Raw genomic sequence first — 22,351 nt, 5'->3', positions numbered from 1 at the left:
CGTTCTCTCAAAACTGGATGAAAAACAACCTCCATTCGCAACCGAAAACCCTTGAACCTGTGGTTAAGTCCTCGATCGATTAGTATCCGTCCGCTCCAACCCTCACGGGTCTTCCACTTCGGACCTATCTACCTGATCTTCTCTCAGGGATCTTACTTTCTTTGAAGAAAGGGGAAATCTCATCTTGAGGGGGACTTCACGCTTAGATGCTTTCAGCGTTTATTCCTGCCCTACATAGCTACCCAGCGATGCCGTTGGCACGACAACTGGTACACCAGCGGTAGGTCCATCCCGGTCCTCTCGTACTAAGGACAGCGCCTCGCAAATTTCCTACGCCCGCGACGGATAGGGACCGAACTGTCTCACGACGTTCTGAACCCAGCTCGCGTGCCGCTTTAATGGGCGAACAGCCCAACCCTTGGGACCGACTACAGCCCCAGGATGCGACGAGCCGACATCGAGGTGCCAAACCTCCCCGTCGATGTGGACTCTTGGGGAGATAAGCCTGTTATCCCCAGGGTAGCTTTTATCCGTTGAGCGATGGCCCTTCCATGCGGAACCACCGGATCACTAAGCCCGACTTTCGTCCCTGCTCGACTTGTCTGTCTCGCAGTCAAGCTCCCTTCTGCCTTTACACTCGTTGAATGATTTCCAACCATTCTGAGGGAACCTTGGGCGCCTCCGTTACCTTTTGGGAGGCGACCGCCCAGTCAAACTGCCCATCTGACACTGTCTCCCGCCACGCTAAGTGGCGCGGGTTAGAGTGGCCATAACGCAAGGGTAGTATCCCACTGATGCCTCCTTCGAGACTCGCGTCCCGAATTCTACGGCTCCTACCTATCCTGTACATGCGGTACAGACACGCAATATCAAATTACAGTAAAGCTCCATGGGGTCTTTCCGTCCTGTCGCGGGTAACCTGCATTTTCACAGGTACTAAAATTTCACCGAGTCTCTCGTTGAGACAGTGCCCAAATCGTTACGCCTTTCGTGCGGGTCGGAACTTACCCGACAAGGAATTTCGCTACCTTAGGACCGTTATAGTTACGGCCGCCGTTTACTGGGGCTTCAATTCGTACCTTCGCTTACGCTAAGCACTCCTCTTAACCTTCCAGCACCGGGCAGGCGTCAGCCCTATACGTCATCTTACGATTTTGCAGAGACCTGTGTTTTTGATAAACAGTCGCTTGGGCCTATTCACTGCGGCTGCTCGTTAGAGCAGCACCCCTTCTCCCGAAGTTACGGGGTCATTTTGCCGAGTTCCTTAACGAGAGTTCGCTCGCTCACCTGAGGATACTCTCCTCGACTACCTGTGTCGGTTTGCGGTACGGGCCATTGCCTTCTTGCTAGAAGTTTTTCTTGGCAGTGTGACGCCAGAACTTCGGTACTTAAATTTCCCTCCCGTCACAGCTGGTCGTTGACAAGAAAAAGCCTTTCACTCTTTCTCCGACTCACTGCTTGGACAGACCTTTCCATTCGTCTGCTTTCTTTTGCCTCCTGCGTCCCTCCATCACTCAAATGAAGACAACAGGTACAGGAATATCAACCTGTTGGCCATCGCCTACGCCTTTCGGCCTCAGCTTAGGTCCCGACTAACCCTGGGCGGACGAGCCTTCCCCAGGAAACCTTAGTCTTACGGTGGACAGGATTCTCACCTGTCTTTCGCTACTCATACCGGCATTCTCACTTCTAAGCGCTCCAGCAGTCCTTACGATCTGCCTTCTCTGCCCTTAGAACGCTCTCCTACCAATGCACCCTAAGGGTGCATTCCACAGCTTCGGCAGTATGTTTAGCCCCGGTAAATTTTCGGCGCAGGGTCACTCGACTAGTGAGCTATTACGCACTCTTTCAATGATGGCTGCTTCTGAGCCAACATCCTAGTTGTCTGAGCAACCCCACCTCCTTTTCCACTTAACATACATTTAGGGGCCTTAGCTGGTGGTCTGGGCTGTTTCCCTTTCGACGATGGATCTTATCACTCACCGTCTGACTGCCGAGGCAAAATGAATGGCATTCGGAGTTTATCTGCATTCGGTAACCCGAAAGGGGCCCCTCGTCCAAACAGTGCTCTACCTCCATCATTCGTTCCTCGACGCTAGCCCTAAAGCTATTTCGGAGAGAACCAGCTATCTCCAAGTTCGTTTGGAATTTCTCCGCTACCCACACCTCATCCCCGCACTTTTCAACGTACGTGGGTTCGGTCCTCCAGTGCGTTTTACCGCACCTTCAACCTGGACATGGGTAGATCACCTGGTTTCGGGTCTGCGTCGACTGACTCAAAGCGCCCATTTCAGACTCGCTTTCGCTGCGGCTCCGTCTTTTTACGACTTAACCTCGCCAGCCAACGCAACTCGCCGGTTCATTCTGCAAAAGGCACGCTATCACCCATTAACGGGCTCTAACTTGTTGTAAGCACACGGTTTCAGGATCTCTTTCACTCCCCTTCCGGGGTGCTTTTCACCTTTCCCTCACGGTACTGGTTCACTATCGGTCACTAGGGAGTATTTAGCCTTGGGAGATGGTCCTCCCGGTTTCCGACGGCATTTCGCGTGTGCCGCCGTACTCAGGATCCGTTAAAACAAGTTGCCGGCCTTCGCCTACGGGGCTCTTACCCGCTCTGGCGGATCGTTCCAGATCCTTTGGCTGCCCTTTTTCTTGTGCTGTTAACGTCCTACAACCCCAAGATGCAAGCATCCTGGTTTGGGCTCTTCCCGTTTCGCTCGCCGCTACTCAGGGAATCGAGTTTTCTTTTTCTTCCTGCAGGTACTAAGATGTTTCAGTTCCCTGCGTCTACCGCTTGCCTGCTATGTATTCACAGATCAAGCCACATTCGATTAAAAATGCGGGGTTTCCCCATTCGGAAATCTCTGGATCCTAGCTTACTTACAGCTCCCCAGAGCATATCGGTGTTGGTCCCGTCCTTCATCGGCTCCTAGTGCCAAGGCATTCACCGTGTGCCCTTTTCTACTTAACCTTACTCGACCTTGCGGTCGAGGGACCAACGATGGTTCTATACTTTTAGCGATAAAAGCCCATCGATGGCCGCTTTCTTTTTTGAACTCTTTCAAAAACGCGTTCAACGCGATTCTCGGTTGGTGTTGATTGTTGTTTTTCTATCCAGTTTTCAAAGAACCAAAGTTTGAGAGTAGACCTCTCAAAACTGAACAAAGCGCAAACGATGTGTAAAACTTCCGTAATTTTTCCTTAGAAAGGAGGTGATCCAGCCGCACCTTCCGATACGGCTACCTTGTTACGACTTCACCCCAATCATTCATCCCACCTTAGGCGGCTGGCTCCTCTAATGAGGTTGCCGCACCGACTTTGGGTGTTACAAACTCTCGTGGTGTGACGGGCGGTGTGTACAAGGCCCGGGAACGGATTCACCGCGGCATGCTGATCCGCGATTACTAGCGATTCCGGCTTCATGCAGGCGAGTTGCAGCCTGCAATCCGAACTGAGAGAAGCTTTCAGAGATTCGCGCGGCCTTGCGGCTTGGCTTGCTCGTTGTACTTCCCATTGTAGCACGTGTGTAGCCCAGGTCATAAGGGGCATGATGATTTGACGTCATCCCCACCTTCCTCCGGTTTGTCACCGGCAGTCTTGCTAGAGTGCCCAACTGAATGCTGGCAACTAACAATAAGGGTTGCGCTCGTTGCGGGACTTAACCCAACATCTCACGACACGAGCTGACGACAACCATGCACCACCTGTCACTTTGCCCCCGAAGGGGAAACGCGATCTCTCGCGTGGTCAAAGGATGTCAAGACCTGGTAAGGTTCTTCGCGTTGCTTCGAATTAAACCACATGCTCCACCGCTTGTGCGGGCCCCCGTCAATTCCTTTGAGTTTCAACCTTGCGGTCGTACTCCCCAGGCGGAGTGCTTAATGCGTTAACTGCAGCACTGAAGGGCGGAAACCCTCCAACACTTAGCACTCATCGTTTACGGCGTGGACTACCAGGGTATCTAATCCTGTTTGCTACCCACGCTTTCGAGCCTCAGCGTCAGTTACAGACCAGAGAGCCGCCTTCGCCACTGGTGTTCCTCCATATATCTACGCATTTCACCGCTACACATGGAATTCCACTCTCCTCTTCTGCACTCAAGTGATCCAGTTTCCAATGACCCTCCCCGGTTGAGCCGGGGGCTTTCACATCAGACTTAAATCACCGCCTGCGCTCGCTTTACGCCCAATAAATCCGGACAACGCTTGCCACCTACGTATTACCGCGGCTGCTGGCACGTAGTTAGCCGTGGCTTTCTGGTCAGCTACCGTCATAGAAAAAGCATTGCCTCTTTTTCCTGTTCTTTACTGACAACAGAGCTTTACGATCCGAAAACCTTCTTCACTCACGCGGCGTTGCTCGGTCAGACTTTCGTCCATTGCCGAAGATTCCCTACTGCTGCCTCCCGTAGGAGTCTGGGCCGTGTCTCAGTCCCAGTGTGGCCGATCACCCTCTCAGGTCGGCTATGCATCGTTGCTTTGGTGAGCCGTTACCTCACCAACTGGCTAATGCACCGCGGGACCAGCCATCAGTGACGCAAAAAGCGCCTTTTAGCTTTCTTTCAGGCGAAAGAAAGCCTTATGCGGTATTAGCACCTGTTTCCAAGTGTTATCCCCCGCTGATGGATAGGTTCCCCACGTGTTACTCACCCGTCCGCCACTCCGCTTCAAAAGAAACCGAAGTTTCGATCAAAGCAGCGTTCGACTTGCATGTATTAGGCACGCCGCCAGCGTTCGTCCTGAGCCAGGATCAAACTCTCATCTTGAATTTGATCGATCAACACCGTTGATCGTTTCAGCTCTTGTTACTTTTACGCTTGCGTCTTGCTTGCGTTGTTGTTAATGTTTGTTGCTTCTATTAGAAGCGCCCTACACATTGGTTCGTTTGCTTGCTTTGTTCAGTTTTCAAAGGTCTACTGTTTGTCGCCGTAGCAACTTTTATATCTTATCAGCGTGACAAAGTTTTGTCAATGCTTAATTTCAAAAGTTTTACGATTGCCACAAATTTATTAATACGAAAATTTGCGACTTGATTATCTTATCACTTCGATAATATAACGTCAATAACTTTTTTTAATTCGGTAAAACGTTCAAATGAACGATCAACCTCAATTAATTTATCACGAATCTTATTGGAGGTCAACAAAAAAACAAATCCTTTTTTATTATTTTAAGCAGAAAGTTAAAAAACAAATTGTTCTTTCATTAACCAATTAAAATAAAGTAGTAAAAATGATCGGCAGCCTTAGAAGAAAGGCATCCCTTCAATATCCATATCTTGAATGATTTCTCGAAAAGTTTGTGCGTTAGCCCAATAATATTCATCGGGGAGTTCTGCTTGTTGTTGATTTTCTTGTGCATCAAAAACAAACAGAGGAACATTTATATCTTGAATTTGTCCATTGGTCAATTCAACTAATTGAATATTTTCAATATCAAGTTGCACTTCCTCTTTTAAAATCTGAAGAATATTTGCTAAGCCTGTTTGTTCAGCGGAAAAATCCGTAAATGCTAAAGCTAGTCCGTCATTTATTGTTCTTACTAAGAATTTTTTGGATCCATCTTCTAAATGAAGAATCACTGTGCCGGCAACTTTTTTATCACTCAATTTTTTTCACCTCGACCCATTCTACTTTTCTTCGTAGCGTCCATTTTAACACGATATTATCTATTTTGCGAAACTTTCATGATAATTTTTTCATGATGAAAGAATGTCCATTGCTTCATCAATCCATCCGGGTAAGTGTTCATCAATCGTCTGAAATCCGATTTGTTTATTTTTATCTGTAAAGTAATGTTTCCTATGATAAGGTGGGCGTACAAATTGTTTTTCAAGTGTGCGTCTTGAAAGACTGATTTTTTGGGTATATTCATCGATATCAATAATTTGTACTTGCAACTTCTCACCTATTTGGACAACGTCGCGTATATTTTTCGTAAAGCCGGATTGAATTTCTGAAATATGAATCAATCCTTGCGTATGGGCATCCAAAGAGACAAAAGCCCCATAAGTTTGAACACCGGTGACTGTCCCTGTTAAAATTTCTCCAATTTTATAAGTCATATCTTTCCCTCTTTTCACAAATTTTATTATACTAGTAATTAGATGAAAAATGAAGTAGTGAATAAATCACTATAAAAGGAGGAGAACCATGAGCCAATTCGATCAAATTGTAGACCGTAAAAAAACGCAAAGTGTCAAGTGGGATACCTTAGAGGCAACTTACAAACAAGAAGGTTTATTACCTATGTGGGTAGCTGATATGGACTTTAAAGCCCCCGCAGCCGTTCAGTCTGCTTTTCAAACTTATTTAAACCAAGGCGTCTTTGGCTACTCAATCGTTCCTGATTCGTTATATGATGCCATTATTAGCTGGCAAAAAAGGCGACATGACTTTACGATAAAAAAAGAAGACATCTTATTTAGCAGCGGAGTTGTGCCCAGCATCGCTCTTAATGTACAATCCTATACCCAACCTGGTGATACAGTACTGATTCACGATCCTGTTTATCCACCTTTTGCCGAAAGTGTGGAAGAAAATAATCGCAAGCTGGTTCGCAGTAAACTATTTACCGACGACAAATTTAAAATGAACTTTGCTGAGATGGAACGTTTGATTCAAGAAGAAGACGTTAAACTATTTATTTTATGTAATCCGCATAATCCAGGAGGGCGTGTTTGGAGCAAAGACGAATTACAACAGGTTGGCAATCTTTGTAAAAAATACAATGTCATTGTAGTCAGCGACGAAATTCACCAAGATATTATTTATCAACCAAAAACATTTACGACTTTTCAAAATGCTGATCCTTCATTTAAAGATTTCTCCATTGTACTAACTGCCGCCACAAAAACCTTCAATCTAGCAGGTATCAAAAATTCAATGGTTTTCATTAAAAATCCGGAATTGAAGCAAACATTTGAAAAAATACAAAAGCAAAATCACCAAAATGACATCAACACTTTTGGAATGATTGGCACGCAAGCTGCTTATGAGGGCGGCGAAGCTTGGCTTAATGAATTATTGGATTATTTAAAAGAAAATATTGATATAACCTATAACTTTTTCCAAAAAGAATTGCCTGATGTTAAAGTAAGCAAACCAGAAGCAACCTATCTCATGTGGTTAGATTTTTCTGCTTATCATTTGACGGATAAACAATTAGAAGAAAAATTAATCAATGAAGCTAAAGTGGTATTAAATCCTGGGATTTCTTATGGCGAACAGGGGACACAACATATGCGCATTAATCTTGCTTGTCCTCATTCTACTTTAAAAGAGGGCCTGCAAAGAATTGCCGCTGCATTTAATTAAATAAAAATTGGCGTATAATGCAAAACTTGTAAGTTTGCACTATATGCCAATTTTTTATCAATCTTTTATTTCAATTGTATTAATGATGACCTCATCCACTGGGCGGTCTTGAGCCCCTGTTTTAACATTTTCAATTTTTTCAACGACATCCATCCCGTCAATCACTTGACCAAAGACTGTGTGGCGGAAATCAAGCCAAGGGGTTCCGCCGTTTTTATATGCTTCAATAATTTCAGCAGGAAAGCCCGCGTCTTGCATTTGTCCCATCATATTTTCGGGCATATTCTTATTGGTAACAATAAAAAATTGGCTACCATTAGTATTAGGTCCGGCATTAGCCATCGACAAAGCGCCACGTAAGTTGAATAACTCACTACTAAATTCGTCTTCAAACTTATCGCCGTAAATACTTTCGCCACCCATGCCAGTGCCTGTTGGATCGCCCCCTTGAATCATAAAGTCAGGGATAATCCGATGAAAAATAACCCCATCATAATATTGTTTTTTTGCTAATTCGATAAAGTTCTTTACTGTTTTTGGAGCGTTTTTTTCAAATAGTTGCACTGTAATCGCCCCATGGTTGGTTTGAATGACAGCTTGTGGCCCTTCTTGTTTTGCTAAATCAATTTGTGGAAATTCAGACAAAAAAATTCCTCCTCTAAAAATTTACTTACTGCTCTTTTATCATAGCAAAAAATATTAAAAATGCCACGCTTTAATTTCTTTGTTATAATGTAGCTAATGTGTTGAAACTCAGTAGGTTTTATATGAAAAGGAGTCACAATATGGATGTATATGATATCACAATCGTTGGCGCTGGGCCGGCTGGAATGTTTGCTGCTTTTTATGCCGGCATGCGTAATGCCAAAACAAAAATTATCGACACCCTGCCCAAATTAGGCGGACAATTAACAACATTATATCCAGAAAAATATATTTATGATATCCCCGGATTTCCTAAAATTAAAGCAGATGAATTAGCGCAAAATTTAGAAAAGCAACTTACGATGTTTAATCATCGCTATTGTTTAGAAGAAGAAGTGGTAAAGCTCAACTACCAAGATGATTTGATTGAAATTGTCACCAATCAACGTACCCACTATTCAAAGGCCGTTATTTTGGCTTTGGGGAATGGTTCTTTTCAACCGCGCAGGTTGCGCGTAGAACAAGCAGAAAAGTTTGAAAATAATGGGATCGATTATTTTATTTCAGATCTTATGAAATATGCTGGTAAAAAAGTCGTGATCGCTGGTGGTGGTGATTCAGCGGTCGATTGGGCTCTCATGTTAGAACCGATTGCTAAAGAAGTCTCCATTGTTCATCGGCGCGACAAATTTCGAGCCCACGAACACAGTATTCAGCAATTAAAAAACTCTTCTGTGCAAATTTTAACTCCTTATATTATCCGAGGGGTAAAAGGAGAACAAAGCCTGGATACACTGCATTTACAAGTCGCTAAAAGTGATGAAACGGCTGATTTAGCTGTCGATTATTTAATTGTAAATTATGGATTTTCTACGAATTTAGATCTAAAAGAATGGCAAATTAACAGCAGTCGTCAAGGAATCCCTGTGAATTCGGATATGAAAAGTTCTAGAGATGGGGTTTATTGTTGTGGCGACATCACTTTGTATGATGGGAAAGTGGATCTAATCGCCACCGGTTTCGGTGAAGCGCCCACAGCGGTAAACAATGCCCTTCATTATATTGATCCTAAAAATCGGACGCAACCTATGCATTCGACAAGTCTTTTCCAATGAACATAAACAGGAGGTTTCATTTATGGTTTTAGAAACAAAAACATTAGAAGAAAAAGCACGTGAACTATTAAAGGAACGTGGCGTTTCAGTCATTGATATCGCCAAATTAGTCATGTATTTGCAAAAAGATTACATTCCAGGCTTATCTTTAGAAAATTGTGTCGAAAGCGTTGATTCTGTGTTATCTAAAAGAGAAGTTCATAATGCAATTTTAACCGGTATCCAACTAGATGTCTTGGCAGAAGAAGATCAACTACTACAGCCATTGCAAGAAATTGTTTCCCAAGATGAAGGACTTTACGGGATTGATGAAATATTAGCTCTTTCCATTGTCAACGTCTATGGATCGATTGGTTTTACCAACTATGGCTATATCGATAAAGTAAAACCTGGTATTTTGCAAATGCTAAACGATCATGAGGGTCCGCGTGTGCATACTTTTTTAGATGATATTGTTGGAGCAATCGCTGCCTCTGGTGCGAGCCGTTTAGCACACCAATATCCAGATAGAGCAGATGATCTGATGCACTAAAATTTTAACTTGACCCAAAACAAAAACCATTTTATAATATTTTTGCAATGATCGTACAGATAACACGTAGAGGCTACGTGTCGAGAAAGAGGCGGTTTCTATTCATTTAGAGACAGTCTCTTTTTTAATGAATTTTTTAAAGGGGTATAGAAATGGAAAAAGCAAAAATCAATTTACTACCAGCCGTTTTAGCTGCTGGGATTATGTCGTTTTCGGGGGTATTGATCGAAACAGCGATGAATGTCACCTTTCCTACGCTAATTTCAGAATTTAGTATTTCGACTTCAACGGTCCAATGGGTAACTACGATTTATTTATTAGTTATTTCCATTATGGTTCCTTTTTCGAACTATTTAATCAAAAACTTTTCAATTCGCAAATTATTTGTCATCGCCAATCTCTTTTTTATTGTTGGCCTGATTACCGACTTTATCTCCCCCACTTTTTTGATCTTACTTTTCGGTCGCCTGTTGCAAGGGATCGGCACAGGGATTGCTTTACCATTGATGTTTCATATCATTTTAACGTTTACGCCTTTGGAAAAACGCGGAAGCATGATGGGCGTTGGTACACTTACGACATCGATCGCACCAGCTATTGGCCCTACCTATGGCGGTTTGCTGACTTCCATCATTTCTTGGCATTATATCTTTTTATTTTTAATACCGGTTTTACTGCTCTCTCTTATTATGGGGCTATACGCTATTCCTGAAATAAAGGTGCAAAAAAGCAGTTCGCTCGATCTATTCAGTCTCGTGGGCATCGGGTTATTATTTAGTGGTTTATTAGTTTTTCTCAATCAAATGGGTACGTTGAAAAGTCTAATCCCGCTATTGGTTGGCGCAATAGGATTAATTATTTTCTTACAACGAACTTCTAAAGCACAACAGCCTTTAGTGAGAATTGACGTGCTAAAAAACAAAGCATTTGACTTGTTCTTATGTGGTTTTCTGGTTTGTCAGTTCTTACTTTTAGGGATTTCCTTTGTCCTTCCTAATTTTGTACAGATTGTTCTAGGAGACAATGCATTTATTGCAGGGCTAGTTATGCTACCCGGAGCAGCCATAGGCGCTATTCTGGCACCTATTTCTGGACGCGTATTAGATAAACACGGGGCTAAAAGGCCCATCTTAATCGGATTAACGTTAGCCGCCATTGGTTGGCTGGCTTTAACTATTTTACTCAATCAACCAAGCTTGCTTGGCTTAGTCGCAGGGCATGTATTTTATATGTTAGGCATCGGCTTTTCCTATAGTAATATGATGACAAGTGGTATGAACCTTTTAACCCCTGAAGAATACGGCGATGGCAACACCTTCTTTAACACGCTGCAACAATTTTCTGGTGCGGTAGCTACTGCAATCGTCGCTAGTGTGATCAATAGCTTCCAACAAAGGAACCCTGACTATCTAAAAGGAACTACGCTGGGCTCACAAGTAGCCCTTCTGATATTATTCGTTTTACTTATCCTTATTATCTTGGCTTGCGTGCGCCACTTTTGGCGTACTAAAAATAGTTGATTGTAAGAAACGGTGCCTTCATTGATTGAAGGTGCCGCTTTTTTATACTTCACTTTTCTCTTTAGCCTCGTCTTTAAAGGAAAATCCTTAAACCAAGTTCTCAGTGGGCGGGAAAGCGACCAATACATGAAAAAAGATACCGTGTATCGATGGATGAACAATCCCCATAACAACTGGCGTCTGTTTTTACTTCGGTTTAGTGCGTCTGTCATCGAAAAGCTCCATTCTTTAACGGATACGAAAACCCATATTCGGACGTTGATCTTGGATGATTCGACGTTTTATCGTAATCGAAGCCAAGAGGTACCAGGCTTAGCTCGTCTTTGGGATCATGCGCTCAAACAAGGATACAAAGGGTATCGTATGCTTACTTTAGGGTTCTCCGATGGCTATTCTTTCATTCCGATTGATTTCGGGTTACTATCCGGTAAGAAAAAAGTGAACCAAACAATAGCAGAAAAAGATCAACGAACCGTAGGAGCCAAACGATTCAACGAATCAAGTCGTAAAATGCCCGAAGTGGCACTTGAGATGGTTCAACGCGCCTTGAACCAAGGGATTTACGCCACCCATGTGTTGATGGATAAATGGTTTACTTCCCCTAAAATGATAGACCAATTACACGATATGGGGATTCACACCATTGGGATGGTGAAAAATGGAAAAACCAAATACCTTTTTCATCAACGTTTATACAAGCTGGAAGAACTTTATGCCAAATCTACGAAAGAATATACACAAGAAGCGATTATTTCCTCGATTGTGGTGAAACCAAGCTCCGGCAAAAATCCCGTGAAAATCGTTTTTGTCAAAAATCACAATAAGAAAAGTGCTTGGTTGGCGATTATGACCGATGATCTGGATTTATCTTCCCAAGAAATGGTCAAAACATACTCGGCGAGATGGGACATCGAGACATTTTTTAAGGCATCGAAATCATTGCTTCATCTGACTAAAGAAACACAAACGCGACATTATCAAGCCTTAATTTGTCACACCACCATTGTGTTCACACGGTATATTTTATTAAGCTGGCAGCAGCGCTGTGCCAATGATGAGCGGACCTTAGGTGGCTTATTTTATGAACTGGGCGATCAAATAAAAGAACTCGATTGGTCCGCTGCTCTTATCGAATTAGTACATATTATTCAAGCGGTAAGTGAAGAATCAGGAAGCCAATTACAAGATTTTATTACAAGTCAACTCCAACACTGGGTGGATACTCTGCCCCGTTATATCAAGGCTTATCTCCCAGATTTGGTGTGCGAAACTTGAGTTAATGATAATTACTTTCTTTATGCCACCTCCTTTGACCCCACTGCTTTCCCTATAGCTAATAATATTTCCTAACTCGAATAATTCTCCCTACAAAAAAATCAGCGGAAATTTCCGCTGATTTTTAACTTTTAGACTGATTATTTTTTAATAACCGGAAAATGAAGTAGGGTGCTCCGACAATAGACACGATAATTCCTGCTGCCATTTCGCCGTTGGCTAAAATGATACGTCCTAAAATATCACTATATAACAAGAGCAAACTACCGATAACCCCAGTCATTAGCAGCGCATGATTATTTTTTCGCTCGACAATGTTTTTTGCCAGATGCGGTGCAATTAAGCCAATAAAACTGATACTGCCAGCGACAGATACGCTGACTGCTGCTAGAATAACGGCACTCGTTAAAAAGAAAAGCTGTTTTTTCTTCAATGGTACACCAAGCCCAACAGCTTCTTCATCACCTAGCCCGATAACTTCTAAACTTTTTCCTTGGAATAAAATGAATGGCAATAGGATAAATAACCAAGGTAAAATAACATAAACATGGTTCCAAGTCGTTCCCCAGATTGTGCCCGCTAACCACGAAGTCACAAAAAGATAACTATCCTGTGAAATACGGATTGTGCCAATTAATGTCAATGCGGAAATCCCTGCATTAACTGCTACACCAGATAATAACAATCGATTGGGATCAAATCTTTCTTTTTGTTTGCTACAAAAATAAACCAAAAACGCAGCTAAAAAACTACCGATACAGGCAACAAATGGTAATAAACTACTTGAAGTCTGGCTGGTAAAAAAACCTAAATAAAACAAAACAGTCAGCCCGGCACCCGCGTTAATCCCTAAAATTCCGGGATCCGCTAAGTCATTGTGAGTAATAGTTTGAAATAAATAACCTGATACAGCCAATCCTGCACCCGCAAAGATTGCAATCAACATCCGAGGCAACCGAAAATCTAGCACCACCAGTTGGTTCGCCGGGGGTCCTTGCCCCCTTATAACCGCTACTAATTCTTCAACGGATAAAGAAATGGTGCCTGTTGAAAGGCTCAGCCCTATACCGCTTATTAGCAAAACACAAAGTAGTAGCCAAATACCGCTTTTTTTCATACGCTGCCCCTCCTGATTTGAACCAAAAGCAAAGGAACTCCGATTAAAGTAACAATGACACCCACCGGGGTTTCTAAAGGCGGAGCGATTAGACGTGAACTTACATCGGCTACCACAAAAAACAAGGCTCCAAATAAGGTAGCAGCTGGCACCACAAAGCGGTAATCATGTCCTACAAAAAAACGCACAATATGAGGGATAATCAACCCTAAAAAGCTGATTGTTCCTACTAATGATACGGCTGTACCAGCTAGAAGCAGGACACAAAGCATACTTTTTTCACGAATTCTCTGTGGATTTCTCCCTAAAGAAATAGCCGTTTCATCTCCCATGCTTAATAAGGTCACTTGTTTACTAATCAGCCAAGCACCTATAATGCCTAGTAACATCACGGGAACGGCGATTTTAATTTGGCCCCAAGTTACATTACCAGTACCGCCCACGAACCAGAAAGTAATATCTTGGTTCAAATTAAATAGTAAACTTATACTCTGACTTAAAGCGGTAAAAAAAGAACCAATGGCCGCCCCTAACAACACCATATGAATGGGCGAGCGTGTAAAAGCAATTCGACTTGATGCAGCATAAATAATTGCTAAGGCCACTGCGGCACCTATAAAAGAAGCTAAAATGGTCATGGCAGGATTGGGCGTTGTCACAAAAGCAAAGACCAACGCCAAACCCAACCCAGCACCAGCATTAATTCCTAAAAGGCCAGAATCGGCAATCGGATTATGTGTAATCCCTTGCATTAAAGCGCCTGAAGCTGCAAAAGCTGCACCAACAAACAATGAAGCGATCATTCTCGGCACACGTAATTGATAAATCAGCTGATGCGTTTGATTACTCGTATCAAAATTTAGCAACGACTGACTGACTTCCTGCCAAGAACTTTCGACTGCCCCATATTTTAACGAACTGGCCATAGCTACTAGCAATAAAACACCTACTAGCAGAAAAAATATTTTTTTCTTCATGATCAATTCCTCACTAAATCATAGGAAAGAATCACTGGTTTTTGGTTTTTCTCAGAAAATACCACTTCAGGTCGAATATCAAACAGCTCTAACAAACGTTCTGGTGTAAATACTTCTTGAGGACTTCCTTGTAGTATTAAGCGTCCTTGTTTTAGCCCCATCACATAGTCAGAAAATTGCGCTGCATGATTTAAGTCATGAATCGTCATCAGAATCGTCTTTCCTTGCCGATTGATCTCTTCTAATAAATAAAGAATTTCTAATTGATGGGCAGGATCCAAAAAGGAAATCGGCTCATCCAAAATCAAAATCTCGGTATCTTGAGCTAGGGCCATTGCAATCCAAACACGCTGTTGTTGTCCTCCAGATAATGTACTAAGCGTTCGTTTTTTCAACGGCAACAAACCCGTTGCCTCTATGGCCCACTGAATCAATTCATGATCTTCTTTTTGCAGACCAGAAAACCCCTTTTGATAAGGAAAACGACCGTAAGCAACAATTTCTTCTACACTCAAGCCAGCTACTTGGCTCGTTTTTTGTGATAAAGACGCAACTTTTTGCGCCACATATTTGGTGTCTAAACGATTAATGTCTTTACCATTAATCTGTACTTTGCCACTGTTAGGCGTTAAAATTCGTGCTAACGCTTTGAGGAGTGTGGTTTTTCCGCTACCATTAGGACCGATCAAACTTGTGATCTTCTTCTCAGGAATTTCGATCGTCACATCATGTAAGACAATCTTTTTTTCATATCCGCACGAAAGATCAGCCGTCGCTAATTTTGCCATAACATCTATTCCTCCTTAAGTGATAACTATTCTCAATTATCTCTTTATTTTAGCTCAACGTCAACCTTTAAATGAAAAAGTTTATTGACTTCTAACCTAGTTTTTGTGATAATACTAATTGAGAACAATTATCATTTATAAAAGGAGAAGGCTATGAATAAAAAATTTCTAGCAGGCACACTTGCGTGCCTAGCGTTTATTTCTTTAAGTGCTTGTGAAAATTCTAACTCTTCTGAGAGTGCGTCTACTGAGACTGAGCCCCAAACACATACCTTAACTGATGCACAAGATCATGAAGTAGAGGTCCCTGATAATCCACAACGGATCATTGGTTCTTATTTAGAAGATTATCTAGTAGCATTGGGTGAAAAACCGGTCGCACAGTGGACAGTCGGTGAAGGAAAAATACAAGAATATCTCCAAGATGAACTAGACGGTATCCCAACGATTAATTTTGATTTGCCTTATGAAGATGTATTAAATTTCGAACCGGACCTATTACTCATCGAGTCTGATGCTACTGTAGAAGGTGGCAAATATGAAGAATATGAAAAAATTGCTCCGACTTATGTTGTGAAAAACGGCACAGACGTTACTTGGGAAGACACCTTAGAAGATATCGGACAGGTATTCGATAAAGAAGATGAAGCGCAAGAGGTTGAAGCTGATTATCAAAATGCAGTTAACGACGTCCAAAATGAATTACAAGATGAAATTGACGGAAAATCAGCTGCAGTTATTTGGGTGACTAATAATTCCGCTTTTATGGTCGCTGAAAATCGTTCGAGCGGACGTTTATTATATGACGATTTAGGTTTGGAAGTACCCGAATTGACCGAAGAAGTTTCAGAAGACGCCGAAGCTGACTGGTCACAAGTTTCCTTAGAAAGCCTGTCACAACTGGATGCTGATTATCTTTTTCTAGTCAACAGTGATGAATCAGCCGCAATGTTTGACGATCCATTGTGGGAAAATATTCCTGCAGTTGAAAATGACCAACTGTTTGAATTCGGTCCTGAAAGCAGCTGGCTATACAATGGTCCGATCGCCTACACTCAAATGCTAGAAGATGTAAAAGAGGCCTTACAATAGGGTAGAGGGGAAATAAAATTTCCGCCCCTCCCGTCGCACCGTACGTACGGTTCTCGTATACGGCGCTACGTTTGTATTGTTTTCACACTTTATTTAGATAGTAAGTTAAGGGATCGACCAATCCAGGTCTATCCTTTTTCTTTATGGCTAAAACTTTCGGACTCAGTGTAAAATTGACAACGTGCATTCCACATTTCCTATACCAACCTAATCTAGAATTAGCGACCTTATAAATGTCTTCTTTCTTGAAATGACAATTGAATAGTCGATTCAATTGTTGTAAATTCGTATAGATTCGTTGCGGAAGTTTCCATTGTTTTATGATAATGACACGGACTTTATGTCGTAACCATTGACCAAACTTCGCTAGATAGGTTTTCATACTACCGATACGGTAGTAATTGATCCAGCCCCTTACAATTTGGTTCAATTTCGTAAATGTCACAGTTAAAGGTCGCGACACGGCATGTTTCCTTTTAAGAATTTCTTTGGTTTTGTCATAGAGCTTTGTTTTACTGACTTTGCTCGGTTTACACTGCCAACCCTTTTGGTTCTTCCAAAAGGTAAATCCTAAAAATTTACTTTGTGTCGGTCGTACGACCTTGGTTTTCGTGACATTCACTTGCAAGAATAACTTTCTTTCTATCCAATCCGTAATAGATTTCATCACACGGTTGGCTGCCATCTCACTTTTGACAAAAATATCCGTATCATCCGCGTACCGAACAAAATGCAGCCCTCTTGCTTCTAATTCTTTATCCAGTTTGTCCAGATAAATATTCGCTAAAATTGGACTTAACGGGCCTCCTTGCGGAACCCCGGTTTCGTTCGGACTAACGAAGCCATTCTCCATAATACCTGCTTTTAAGAAAACACGTATTAAATGAAGGGTCTCTCTATCTTTGACCCGTTCTCTGAGGGTCGAGATTAATTTATCATGGTGAACGGTATCAAAATATTTCTCAATATCCATATCGATGAGCCATTCATAGCCTTCATTCAAGTAATCAAGTACTTTTTCAATTGCTTGATGAGCACTTCGATTCGGACGAAAACCATAACTGGTTTCACTGAAGTGGACATCGAAGATGCGACTTAATTGTTGCGCTGTTGCTTGTTGCACCACACGGTCTACCCCAGTTGGAATCCCTAAGGGTCTTTGTTTCCCATCGGATTTAGGGATATAAACCCTTTTGACCGCCTTTGGTCGGTAGGTCATCGAACGAATCTCTTGAACAAGATCTCGCCCCTGTTGATAAAAATAATGGTCGAGTTCATCAACTGTCATTTCATCCACGCCCGGGGCCCCTTTATTCTTTTTGACCTGTTCGATGGCTTGTGTCATATTTTGATAACTCGTAATCTTTTCAATTAATCTCATGCGCTGTTCCTCCTCTAGGCGTAAATTTATCCAAAACCGCCCCCACTACCTTTCCCATCAATAGTTACGTTCTATTGTTCTAGGGTATTCTCGTTTTCGGACTATTCGGACATTTCCTTCTAGCGATTCACACTATACAAACATTCGGCCCTTCACTACATGAAATGCAATAGCTACTATGGCCTCAGCTGACTTCTTACGACAAACCTTTTTCGACCGTTCGCAAACGTTCGTAAGACCTCCCAGGGTAAGACATTTATCTTTCTCTCCACAACCTCTTGATTTACTGTCTTGGTTTTACGTTTACCTTTTGGACTTTAGCTTGTTATGCAGCCTTATCCACCATTTAGCCTCATCAAGTTCCTGTGCGTAGGCTCAAGAGATTTGCGTCACCACTTCCTTCACCCCATCATCACTGATTTCGGCTTGTGGCTCGCTACACTTGGCGGTAACTACCCGTGACTGGACTTTCACCAGCTAGATAAATGCCATGCCTGGCACACATAAATAAAAATCGTTGACGTAATAAAATGCGTCAACGATTTTTTTATTAACTAAAACTTGAAACCTCTTTTTACAGTCTTATCCCTTGCTATGCAGGCATTTTCTAAAGGAAAATTAACTTGTCCCCGCCCCTTTGAGTTGATTTTGGACCGAAGAGGGAAGCTTGGCAAGAAACTGCTCGATAATGTTATTTAAAACTGTCTCATCTAAGACATATTCGTTGGCGAAAGCTTCTTGAAATAAATCCAATAACTGCAAGATTGCTTCGGCCACGGAAAACTCGGAAAGCTCATCGAGTAGAAGATAAAACAACTCCCCCAACGTGCGGTCATCTTTACTCTCACGTTCTTGAACGGCTAAAATCATATAGGCAACTGCAACGAGCGTCGTATGAGCGAAAATGCCATCGTAGGAAAGGCCTTGATATTTGGCCAATTTCAAATATTGCTTACACATTTTGAAGTAAATTTCAATGTTCCAGCGTCGGGAATAAAGCTGAATGATCTCGTCTTCGGTCAGGGCTGTATCTGTGGAAGCCAAAACGAGGTACTCATTGCGTTTATTGCGATTTCGAATATAGACTAATTTTATCGGCAATCCCTCGTTGTCAACCAGGGCTTCCACTTGGACGCTTAGGAGATAACGTGAGCGGCCGCGACGTTTTTTATTGGCTTGAAAGATTTGTTTGACATCCATCATTTGTCCTTGGTAACGATAATGCACCTTCTTTGAACGTTTGATCATGGCGACGCAGTGGCATTGCAAGGTGCGAATCTCTTGAAACATTTTAGGACTCGAAAACCAGGTATCAAATAAGACATAGTCGGCTTGGACGCCTTGTTTCAGCGCCTCACGTAAGAGTTCTACCGTTACTTCTGTTCCTTTGCGGAAAGCCTGTGCGCGGCGTTTTCCCGCGTTTGTCCGTTGGTCCCCCAAGGGGTTATTTGATTGGATTTTTCGCTTTCCTGAAAGCAGCGAAAAAGCGACAGGGATAAAGCTATTGCCGTCACTCCAGCCTAACTGTAAATAGCGAAAGCCTTTCAAATATTTCTTTTGGGCGTGATCATATTGGAGTGCTGCACATTCGACTTTTTGAGCGTTTAAGCGTGTGTACATGGAATCATCGATGATAAAGGTCGTTTTCCGATCTTGACTTGTTAGCGGACGTAAAAAAGCCAAGACCGCTTTCGCAATCAAAATCTGAAGTTTTTGCCAGTGGATCCGTGGATCATTTAACAAATTTCGAAACGTTTTATCGGAAAAGGGGAGTTCTTCTTTTTGTTTTTGATAAGAGCGATAGGTCGAGCCATGAGTAAAAATCGAAGCCAGTAAAAAAGAAAAAATAACAGAAACTGGATGCCCTTTCTTGTGCTTTGCGTTGGATTTTTTCAGCGCATCAGAAAGATGGAAACGATGGAAAAAGTTCGATATGGAATGCGAAAATTCTTCCGAAGTTGAGTTTGTTTGTGTTATAATTGACATAGCATGAACACTCCTTGGTTAGTGGTTTTTGGTTAACTCTATTATACCAAGTTTGAGATCGTTCATGCTATTTTTTTGTTAAATTTGTCTGATTTATCAAGGGATCAACGCTATTTTGGTCCTTTCAAGTTTTAATTATTAACATATAAATTCTTTCATGTTTGCCTTCAAAAATTAGATTAAGCGCATAAGTTTGCTAATGGTGGGTCTAATCCTCTCTAACCTCACTAGTTTTGCGTTTCTATGGGCTTATAGTTCTTTTATCCCACTATTTTTGTCTTCTTATGTGCTTACAACAACGAATTGATCTTTTTTTTAGTTACACACGCTTATATTAACAATCTTATCTATAAGCGTTAATCGTTTGGCGAACTGCTTGAATACGTTCCTGATAACTATTAGCATCGCCCCCTTGAAATAAGGCTGATGTTCCCAGCACAAAGACATCCGGCATAGCTTTTTTCATCCAGGAAATGGTTTGTGTATTAATATTTCCGTCTACTTCAATTAACGGCTGTAGGTTTCTTTGAGCTAAAATATTTTTTAGCTCACGCAGTTTTTCCAACGTTTCTTGTTGAAAAGTTTGTCCTGCAAAACCTGTGGGTACCGTCATTAGCAGAATCTGATCCACCTCATCAATATAAGGTAAAATGTCTTCCAAAGGAGTAACCGGATTTAATACTATTGAGGGCTTAATGCCATAGTTTTTCAATCGTTTGATTAAAAGAACTGGATGAGCCGCTGCTTCAATATGAAAAGAAATCGTTTCAGGTTGTAAAAAGCGAAACATTTCCACGTATTTTTCTGGCATTTCAGTGGCCAAATGAATATCAAAGGGTAAGTTTGTTTGCTTTTTGACGCTTGCCATCCACTCCGGCCCTAAAGCCAAATTATCAACAAACACACCATCCATTACATCTAAATGCAACAAGTCGCAATCTGTTTTTTCCAAACGTTCTAATTCCGTTTGCACGTTTAACATGTCAGCACACATAATTGAAGCCGCGATCTTTTTCAAAAATCCCATCTCCTTCTTTCAATTGCTTTTACCCCTATTTAACTTCTTTCGATAAAGCTACTTTCACACAATACACCGCTCCAATGATTCCAGCATCATTAAGAAATTTTGCGGGAACAATCTGTGGAATATCCATATCAACCAGCGCTCCGTGCTCGTTTTGCAATTGTTTATATGCTAGCTGTAAATCTTTTAAAAAGGTTGGATTAGCACTAATTCCGCCACCAATAACCACAACGGATGGGTCAAATGACACAACAACATTTAAAATCCCTTGAGCTAATTTGCGATGAAATTTTGTCAGCACCGTTTGAGCTAAGTACTCACCTTTTTCTGCACGTTCATAAATCGTACGAGCGTCACTTATCTTCTCTCCTGATTTTAAATTGTAGATCCGCAGCAAACCGATAATTGTAGCTGCTTGAAAATTCATAGTGCTTGAGTTCAAATCATCCTGGTTATCATCTAATAGCATCCAGCCAAATTCACCAGAACGAGCGTGCGCTCCACGGTAAATTTCATGATTAACAACTAGGCAGCCACCGATTCCTGTCCCAATAACTAAACTAATATAATTAGCAATACCCTGAGCTGCCCCACCCCATTTTTCTGCGATCGAGGCTGCATTCGCATCGTTTTCTGCATGGACAAATAGTCCGGTTCGTTTTTCTATCTCCTCTTTAATGTTTATCCCATACAAGCACGAAATCGCGCCGGCTGTTGTCAGGAAACCATTTTCTTCCACTACACCTGGAACAGACAGTCCAATTGCTTTTACCTTATAATCTTTTGTAAAAGCAGAAACTACTTCGGCCATCTTATCTAACACTTGATCCTTATCAGAAGGAGTTTTAAAATGATCCTTTTTACTAATTTCTCCATTTTCATCTAACAGTCCATATTTAATTGAGCTGCCGCCAATATCAAAGCCTACATAGTATTGCATATTTATCTCTCCTACAATTTCAAACCGTTTGAACAGTTTACAAATAAAAATATCTTTTCTTTTATTGTAATGGATAACACCAAGTTATTCTACTGCAAAAAAATAGTCCGTTAGCGGTTATAAAGGTATGTTTTACATAATCTTACAAGCATACAACACCATGGCACCAGAGACACGGAGGGGAGGTAGAACACGAATTGACTTCCCCTGCTTGAAAAAATAGGAGGGTAACATCTGAACTTACTCTAGTTTTTTCAATTTCTAGAGTCCCTTTTTGAATCCTACTCTAGTTTTCCTAATTTCTAGAGTCCCTTTTCGAACCCTACTCTAGTTTTTCTAATTTCTAGAGCCCCTTTTCAAATCCTACTCTAGTTTTCCTGCTTTCTAGAGCTACTTTCGAGAAATGTTCTCTACCTTTTGGAAAATAGGGTCGTTGCCATTAGTAGCTGTCACGGTCTAATCACAAATAGCAACTTTTTTTCCTTCACCACTATCACTATAAACCTCAATAAATTTTACACTTAGAAATCGTCCACAGCTAAGGAATAAGTCAGATGAATTTTCCCATCAATTTTTATAAGTAACCTACGGAAAATTTTCTTTCGTGATAAAATAAAGTCAAAGACGATAATATTCAGCTT

At 41.8% G+C, this 22,351-nt stretch carries 15 protein-coding genes, 2 rRNA genes and 1 pseudogene; 6 read left to right on the top strand and 12 right to left on the bottom strand.

Annotated features, from left to right (window positions below; all coding sequences use genetic code 11):
- Nucleotides 1–59 precede the first annotated feature (59 nt).
- The 4 genes from C7K43_RS12635 to C7K43_RS12620 form a co-directional block, all read right to left on the bottom strand.
- A 23S ribosomal RNA gene (locus C7K43_RS12635) occupies nucleotides 60–2,974 on the bottom strand.
- Between the two features lie 234 nt (nucleotides 2,975–3,208).
- Nucleotides 3,209–4,768, bottom strand: a 16S ribosomal RNA gene (locus C7K43_RS12630).
- Together the 16S and 23S rRNA genes form the textbook arrangement of a ribosomal RNA operon.
- Before the next feature lie 479 nt (nucleotides 4,769–5,247).
- Nucleotides 5,248–5,610, bottom strand: a complete 363-nt coding sequence (locus C7K43_RS12625; RefSeq protein ID WP_124007128.1) for a hypothetical protein — start codon at nucleotides 5,608–5,610, stop codon at nucleotides 5,248–5,250.
- A gap of 90 nt (nucleotides 5,611–5,700) precedes the next feature.
- Nucleotides 5,701–6,066: a CvfD/Ygs/GSP13 family RNA-binding post-transcriptional regulator gene (locus C7K43_RS12620; protein ID WP_124007127.1), complete on the bottom strand. Its 366-nt coding sequence runs from the start codon at nucleotides 6,064–6,066 to the stop codon at nucleotides 5,701–5,703.
- An 88-nt stretch (nucleotides 6,067–6,154) separates the two neighbouring features.
- Between C7K43_RS12620 and C7K43_RS12615 the strand changes: the two genes are divergently transcribed.
- Nucleotides 6,155–7,318 carry a MalY/PatB family protein gene (locus C7K43_RS12615; protein ID WP_124007126.1) on the top strand — a complete coding sequence of 388 codons (1,164 nt, stop codon included), beginning with the start codon at nucleotides 6,155–6,157 and terminating at the stop codon, nucleotides 7,316–7,318.
- A 57-nt stretch (nucleotides 7,319–7,375) separates the two neighbouring features.
- On the opposite strand, the gene C7K43_RS12610 is transcribed toward C7K43_RS12615, so the two are convergent.
- Nucleotides 7,376–7,963, bottom strand: a complete 588-nt coding sequence (locus C7K43_RS12610; RefSeq protein ID WP_124007125.1) for a peptidylprolyl isomerase — start codon at nucleotides 7,961–7,963, stop codon at nucleotides 7,376–7,378.
- Nucleotides 7,964–8,103: 140 nt separating this feature from the next.
- On the opposite strand from C7K43_RS12610, the gene C7K43_RS12605 reads away from it, so the two are divergent.
- The 4 genes and pseudogenes from C7K43_RS12605 to C7K43_RS12590 all read left to right on the top strand — a co-directional run.
- Nucleotides 8,104–9,078, top strand: a complete 975-nt coding sequence (locus tag C7K43_RS12605; protein ID WP_124007124.1) for an NAD(P)/FAD-dependent oxidoreductase — start codon at nucleotides 8,104–8,106, stop codon at nucleotides 9,076–9,078.
- A gap of 22 nt (nucleotides 9,079–9,100) precedes the next feature.
- Nucleotides 9,101–9,610 (top strand): phosphatidylglycerophosphatase A family protein, encoded by a 510-nt coding sequence (locus C7K43_RS12600; protein ID WP_124007123.1) that lies wholly within the window; start codon nucleotides 9,101–9,103, stop codon nucleotides 9,608–9,610.
- A 152-nt stretch (nucleotides 9,611–9,762) separates the two neighbouring features.
- Nucleotides 9,763–11,130: an MDR family MFS transporter gene (locus C7K43_RS12595; RefSeq protein ID WP_124007122.1), complete on the top strand. Its 1,368-nt coding sequence runs from the start codon at nucleotides 9,763–9,765 to the stop codon at nucleotides 11,128–11,130.
- A 48-nt stretch (nucleotides 11,131–11,178) separates the two neighbouring features.
- Nucleotides 11,179–12,405 (top strand): annotated as a pseudogene (locus C7K43_RS12590) (IS4 family transposase); the annotation flags it as partial.
- Between the two features lie 124 nt (nucleotides 12,406–12,529).
- Here C7K43_RS12590 and C7K43_RS12585 read toward each other — a convergent pair.
- The 3 genes from C7K43_RS12585 to C7K43_RS12575 are packed head-to-tail and all read right to left on the bottom strand — an operon-like array spanning nucleotide 12,530 to nucleotide 15,287.
- Nucleotides 12,530–13,522 (bottom strand): FecCD family ABC transporter permease, encoded by a 993-nt coding sequence (locus C7K43_RS12585; protein WP_124007121.1) that lies wholly within the window; start codon nucleotides 13,520–13,522, stop codon nucleotides 12,530–12,532.
- The gene (locus C7K43_RS12580; RefSeq protein ID WP_186810734.1) at nucleotides 13,519–14,499 is read right to left on the bottom strand and encodes a FecCD family ABC transporter permease; all 981 of its coding nucleotides are present in this window, start codon (nucleotides 14,497–14,499) and stop codon (nucleotides 13,519–13,521) included. Before C7K43_RS12580 ends, C7K43_RS12585 begins: the two co-directional genes overlap by 4 nt.
- A 2-nt stretch (nucleotides 14,500–14,501) precedes the next feature.
- Nucleotides 14,502–15,287 carry an ABC transporter ATP-binding protein gene (locus C7K43_RS12575; RefSeq protein ID WP_124007120.1) on the bottom strand — a complete coding sequence of 262 codons (786 nt, stop codon included), beginning with the start codon at nucleotides 15,285–15,287 and terminating at the stop codon, nucleotides 14,502–14,504.
- 153 nt (nucleotides 15,288–15,440) lie between these two features.
- On the opposite strand from C7K43_RS12575, the gene C7K43_RS12570 reads away from it, so the two are divergent.
- The gene (locus C7K43_RS12570; protein WP_124007119.1) at nucleotides 15,441–16,379 is read left to right on the top strand and encodes an ABC transporter substrate-binding protein; all 939 of its coding nucleotides are present in this window, start codon (nucleotides 15,441–15,443) and stop codon (nucleotides 16,377–16,379) included.
- Nucleotides 16,380–16,461: 82 nt separating this feature from the next.
- Here C7K43_RS12570 and ltrA read toward each other — a convergent pair whose 3' ends face one another.
- The 4 genes from ltrA to C7K43_RS12545 all read right to left on the bottom strand — a co-directional run bounded on the left by ltrA (nucleotide 16,462) and on the right by C7K43_RS12545 (nucleotide 21,710).
- Nucleotides 16,462–17,760, bottom strand: coding sequence for a group II intron reverse transcriptase/maturase (ltrA, locus tag C7K43_RS12565; protein ID WP_124007118.1), 1,299 nt, complete (start codon nucleotides 17,758–17,760; stop codon nucleotides 16,462–16,464).
- A gap of 618 nt (nucleotides 17,761–18,378) precedes the next feature.
- On the bottom strand, nucleotides 18,379–19,746 hold the full coding sequence (locus tag C7K43_RS12555) for an IS4 family transposase (protein WP_124007117.1): 1,368 nt from the start codon (nucleotides 19,744–19,746) through the stop codon (nucleotides 18,379–18,381).
- 343 nt (nucleotides 19,747–20,089) lie between these two features.
- Nucleotides 20,090–20,773, bottom strand: coding sequence for a ribulose-phosphate 3-epimerase (locus C7K43_RS12550; RefSeq protein ID WP_226996674.1), 684 nt, complete (start codon nucleotides 20,771–20,773; stop codon nucleotides 20,090–20,092).
- 25 nt (nucleotides 20,774–20,798) lie between these two features.
- Complete coding sequence (locus C7K43_RS12545; protein WP_124007115.1) at nucleotides 20,799–21,710, bottom strand: ROK family protein; 912 nt, start codon at nucleotides 21,708–21,710, stop codon at nucleotides 20,799–20,801.
- Nucleotides 21,711–22,351: the final 641 nt, after the last annotated feature.

Origin of the sequence: Tetragenococcus koreensis, from assembly GCF_003795145.1 — a bacterium.
Taxonomy (GTDB): Bacteria; Bacillota; Bacilli; order Lactobacillales; family Enterococcaceae; genus Tetragenococcus; species Tetragenococcus koreensis.
The sequence above is the reverse complement of the archived record's forward strand: the minus strand, read 5'-3'. Positions and strand labels throughout refer to the sequence as shown.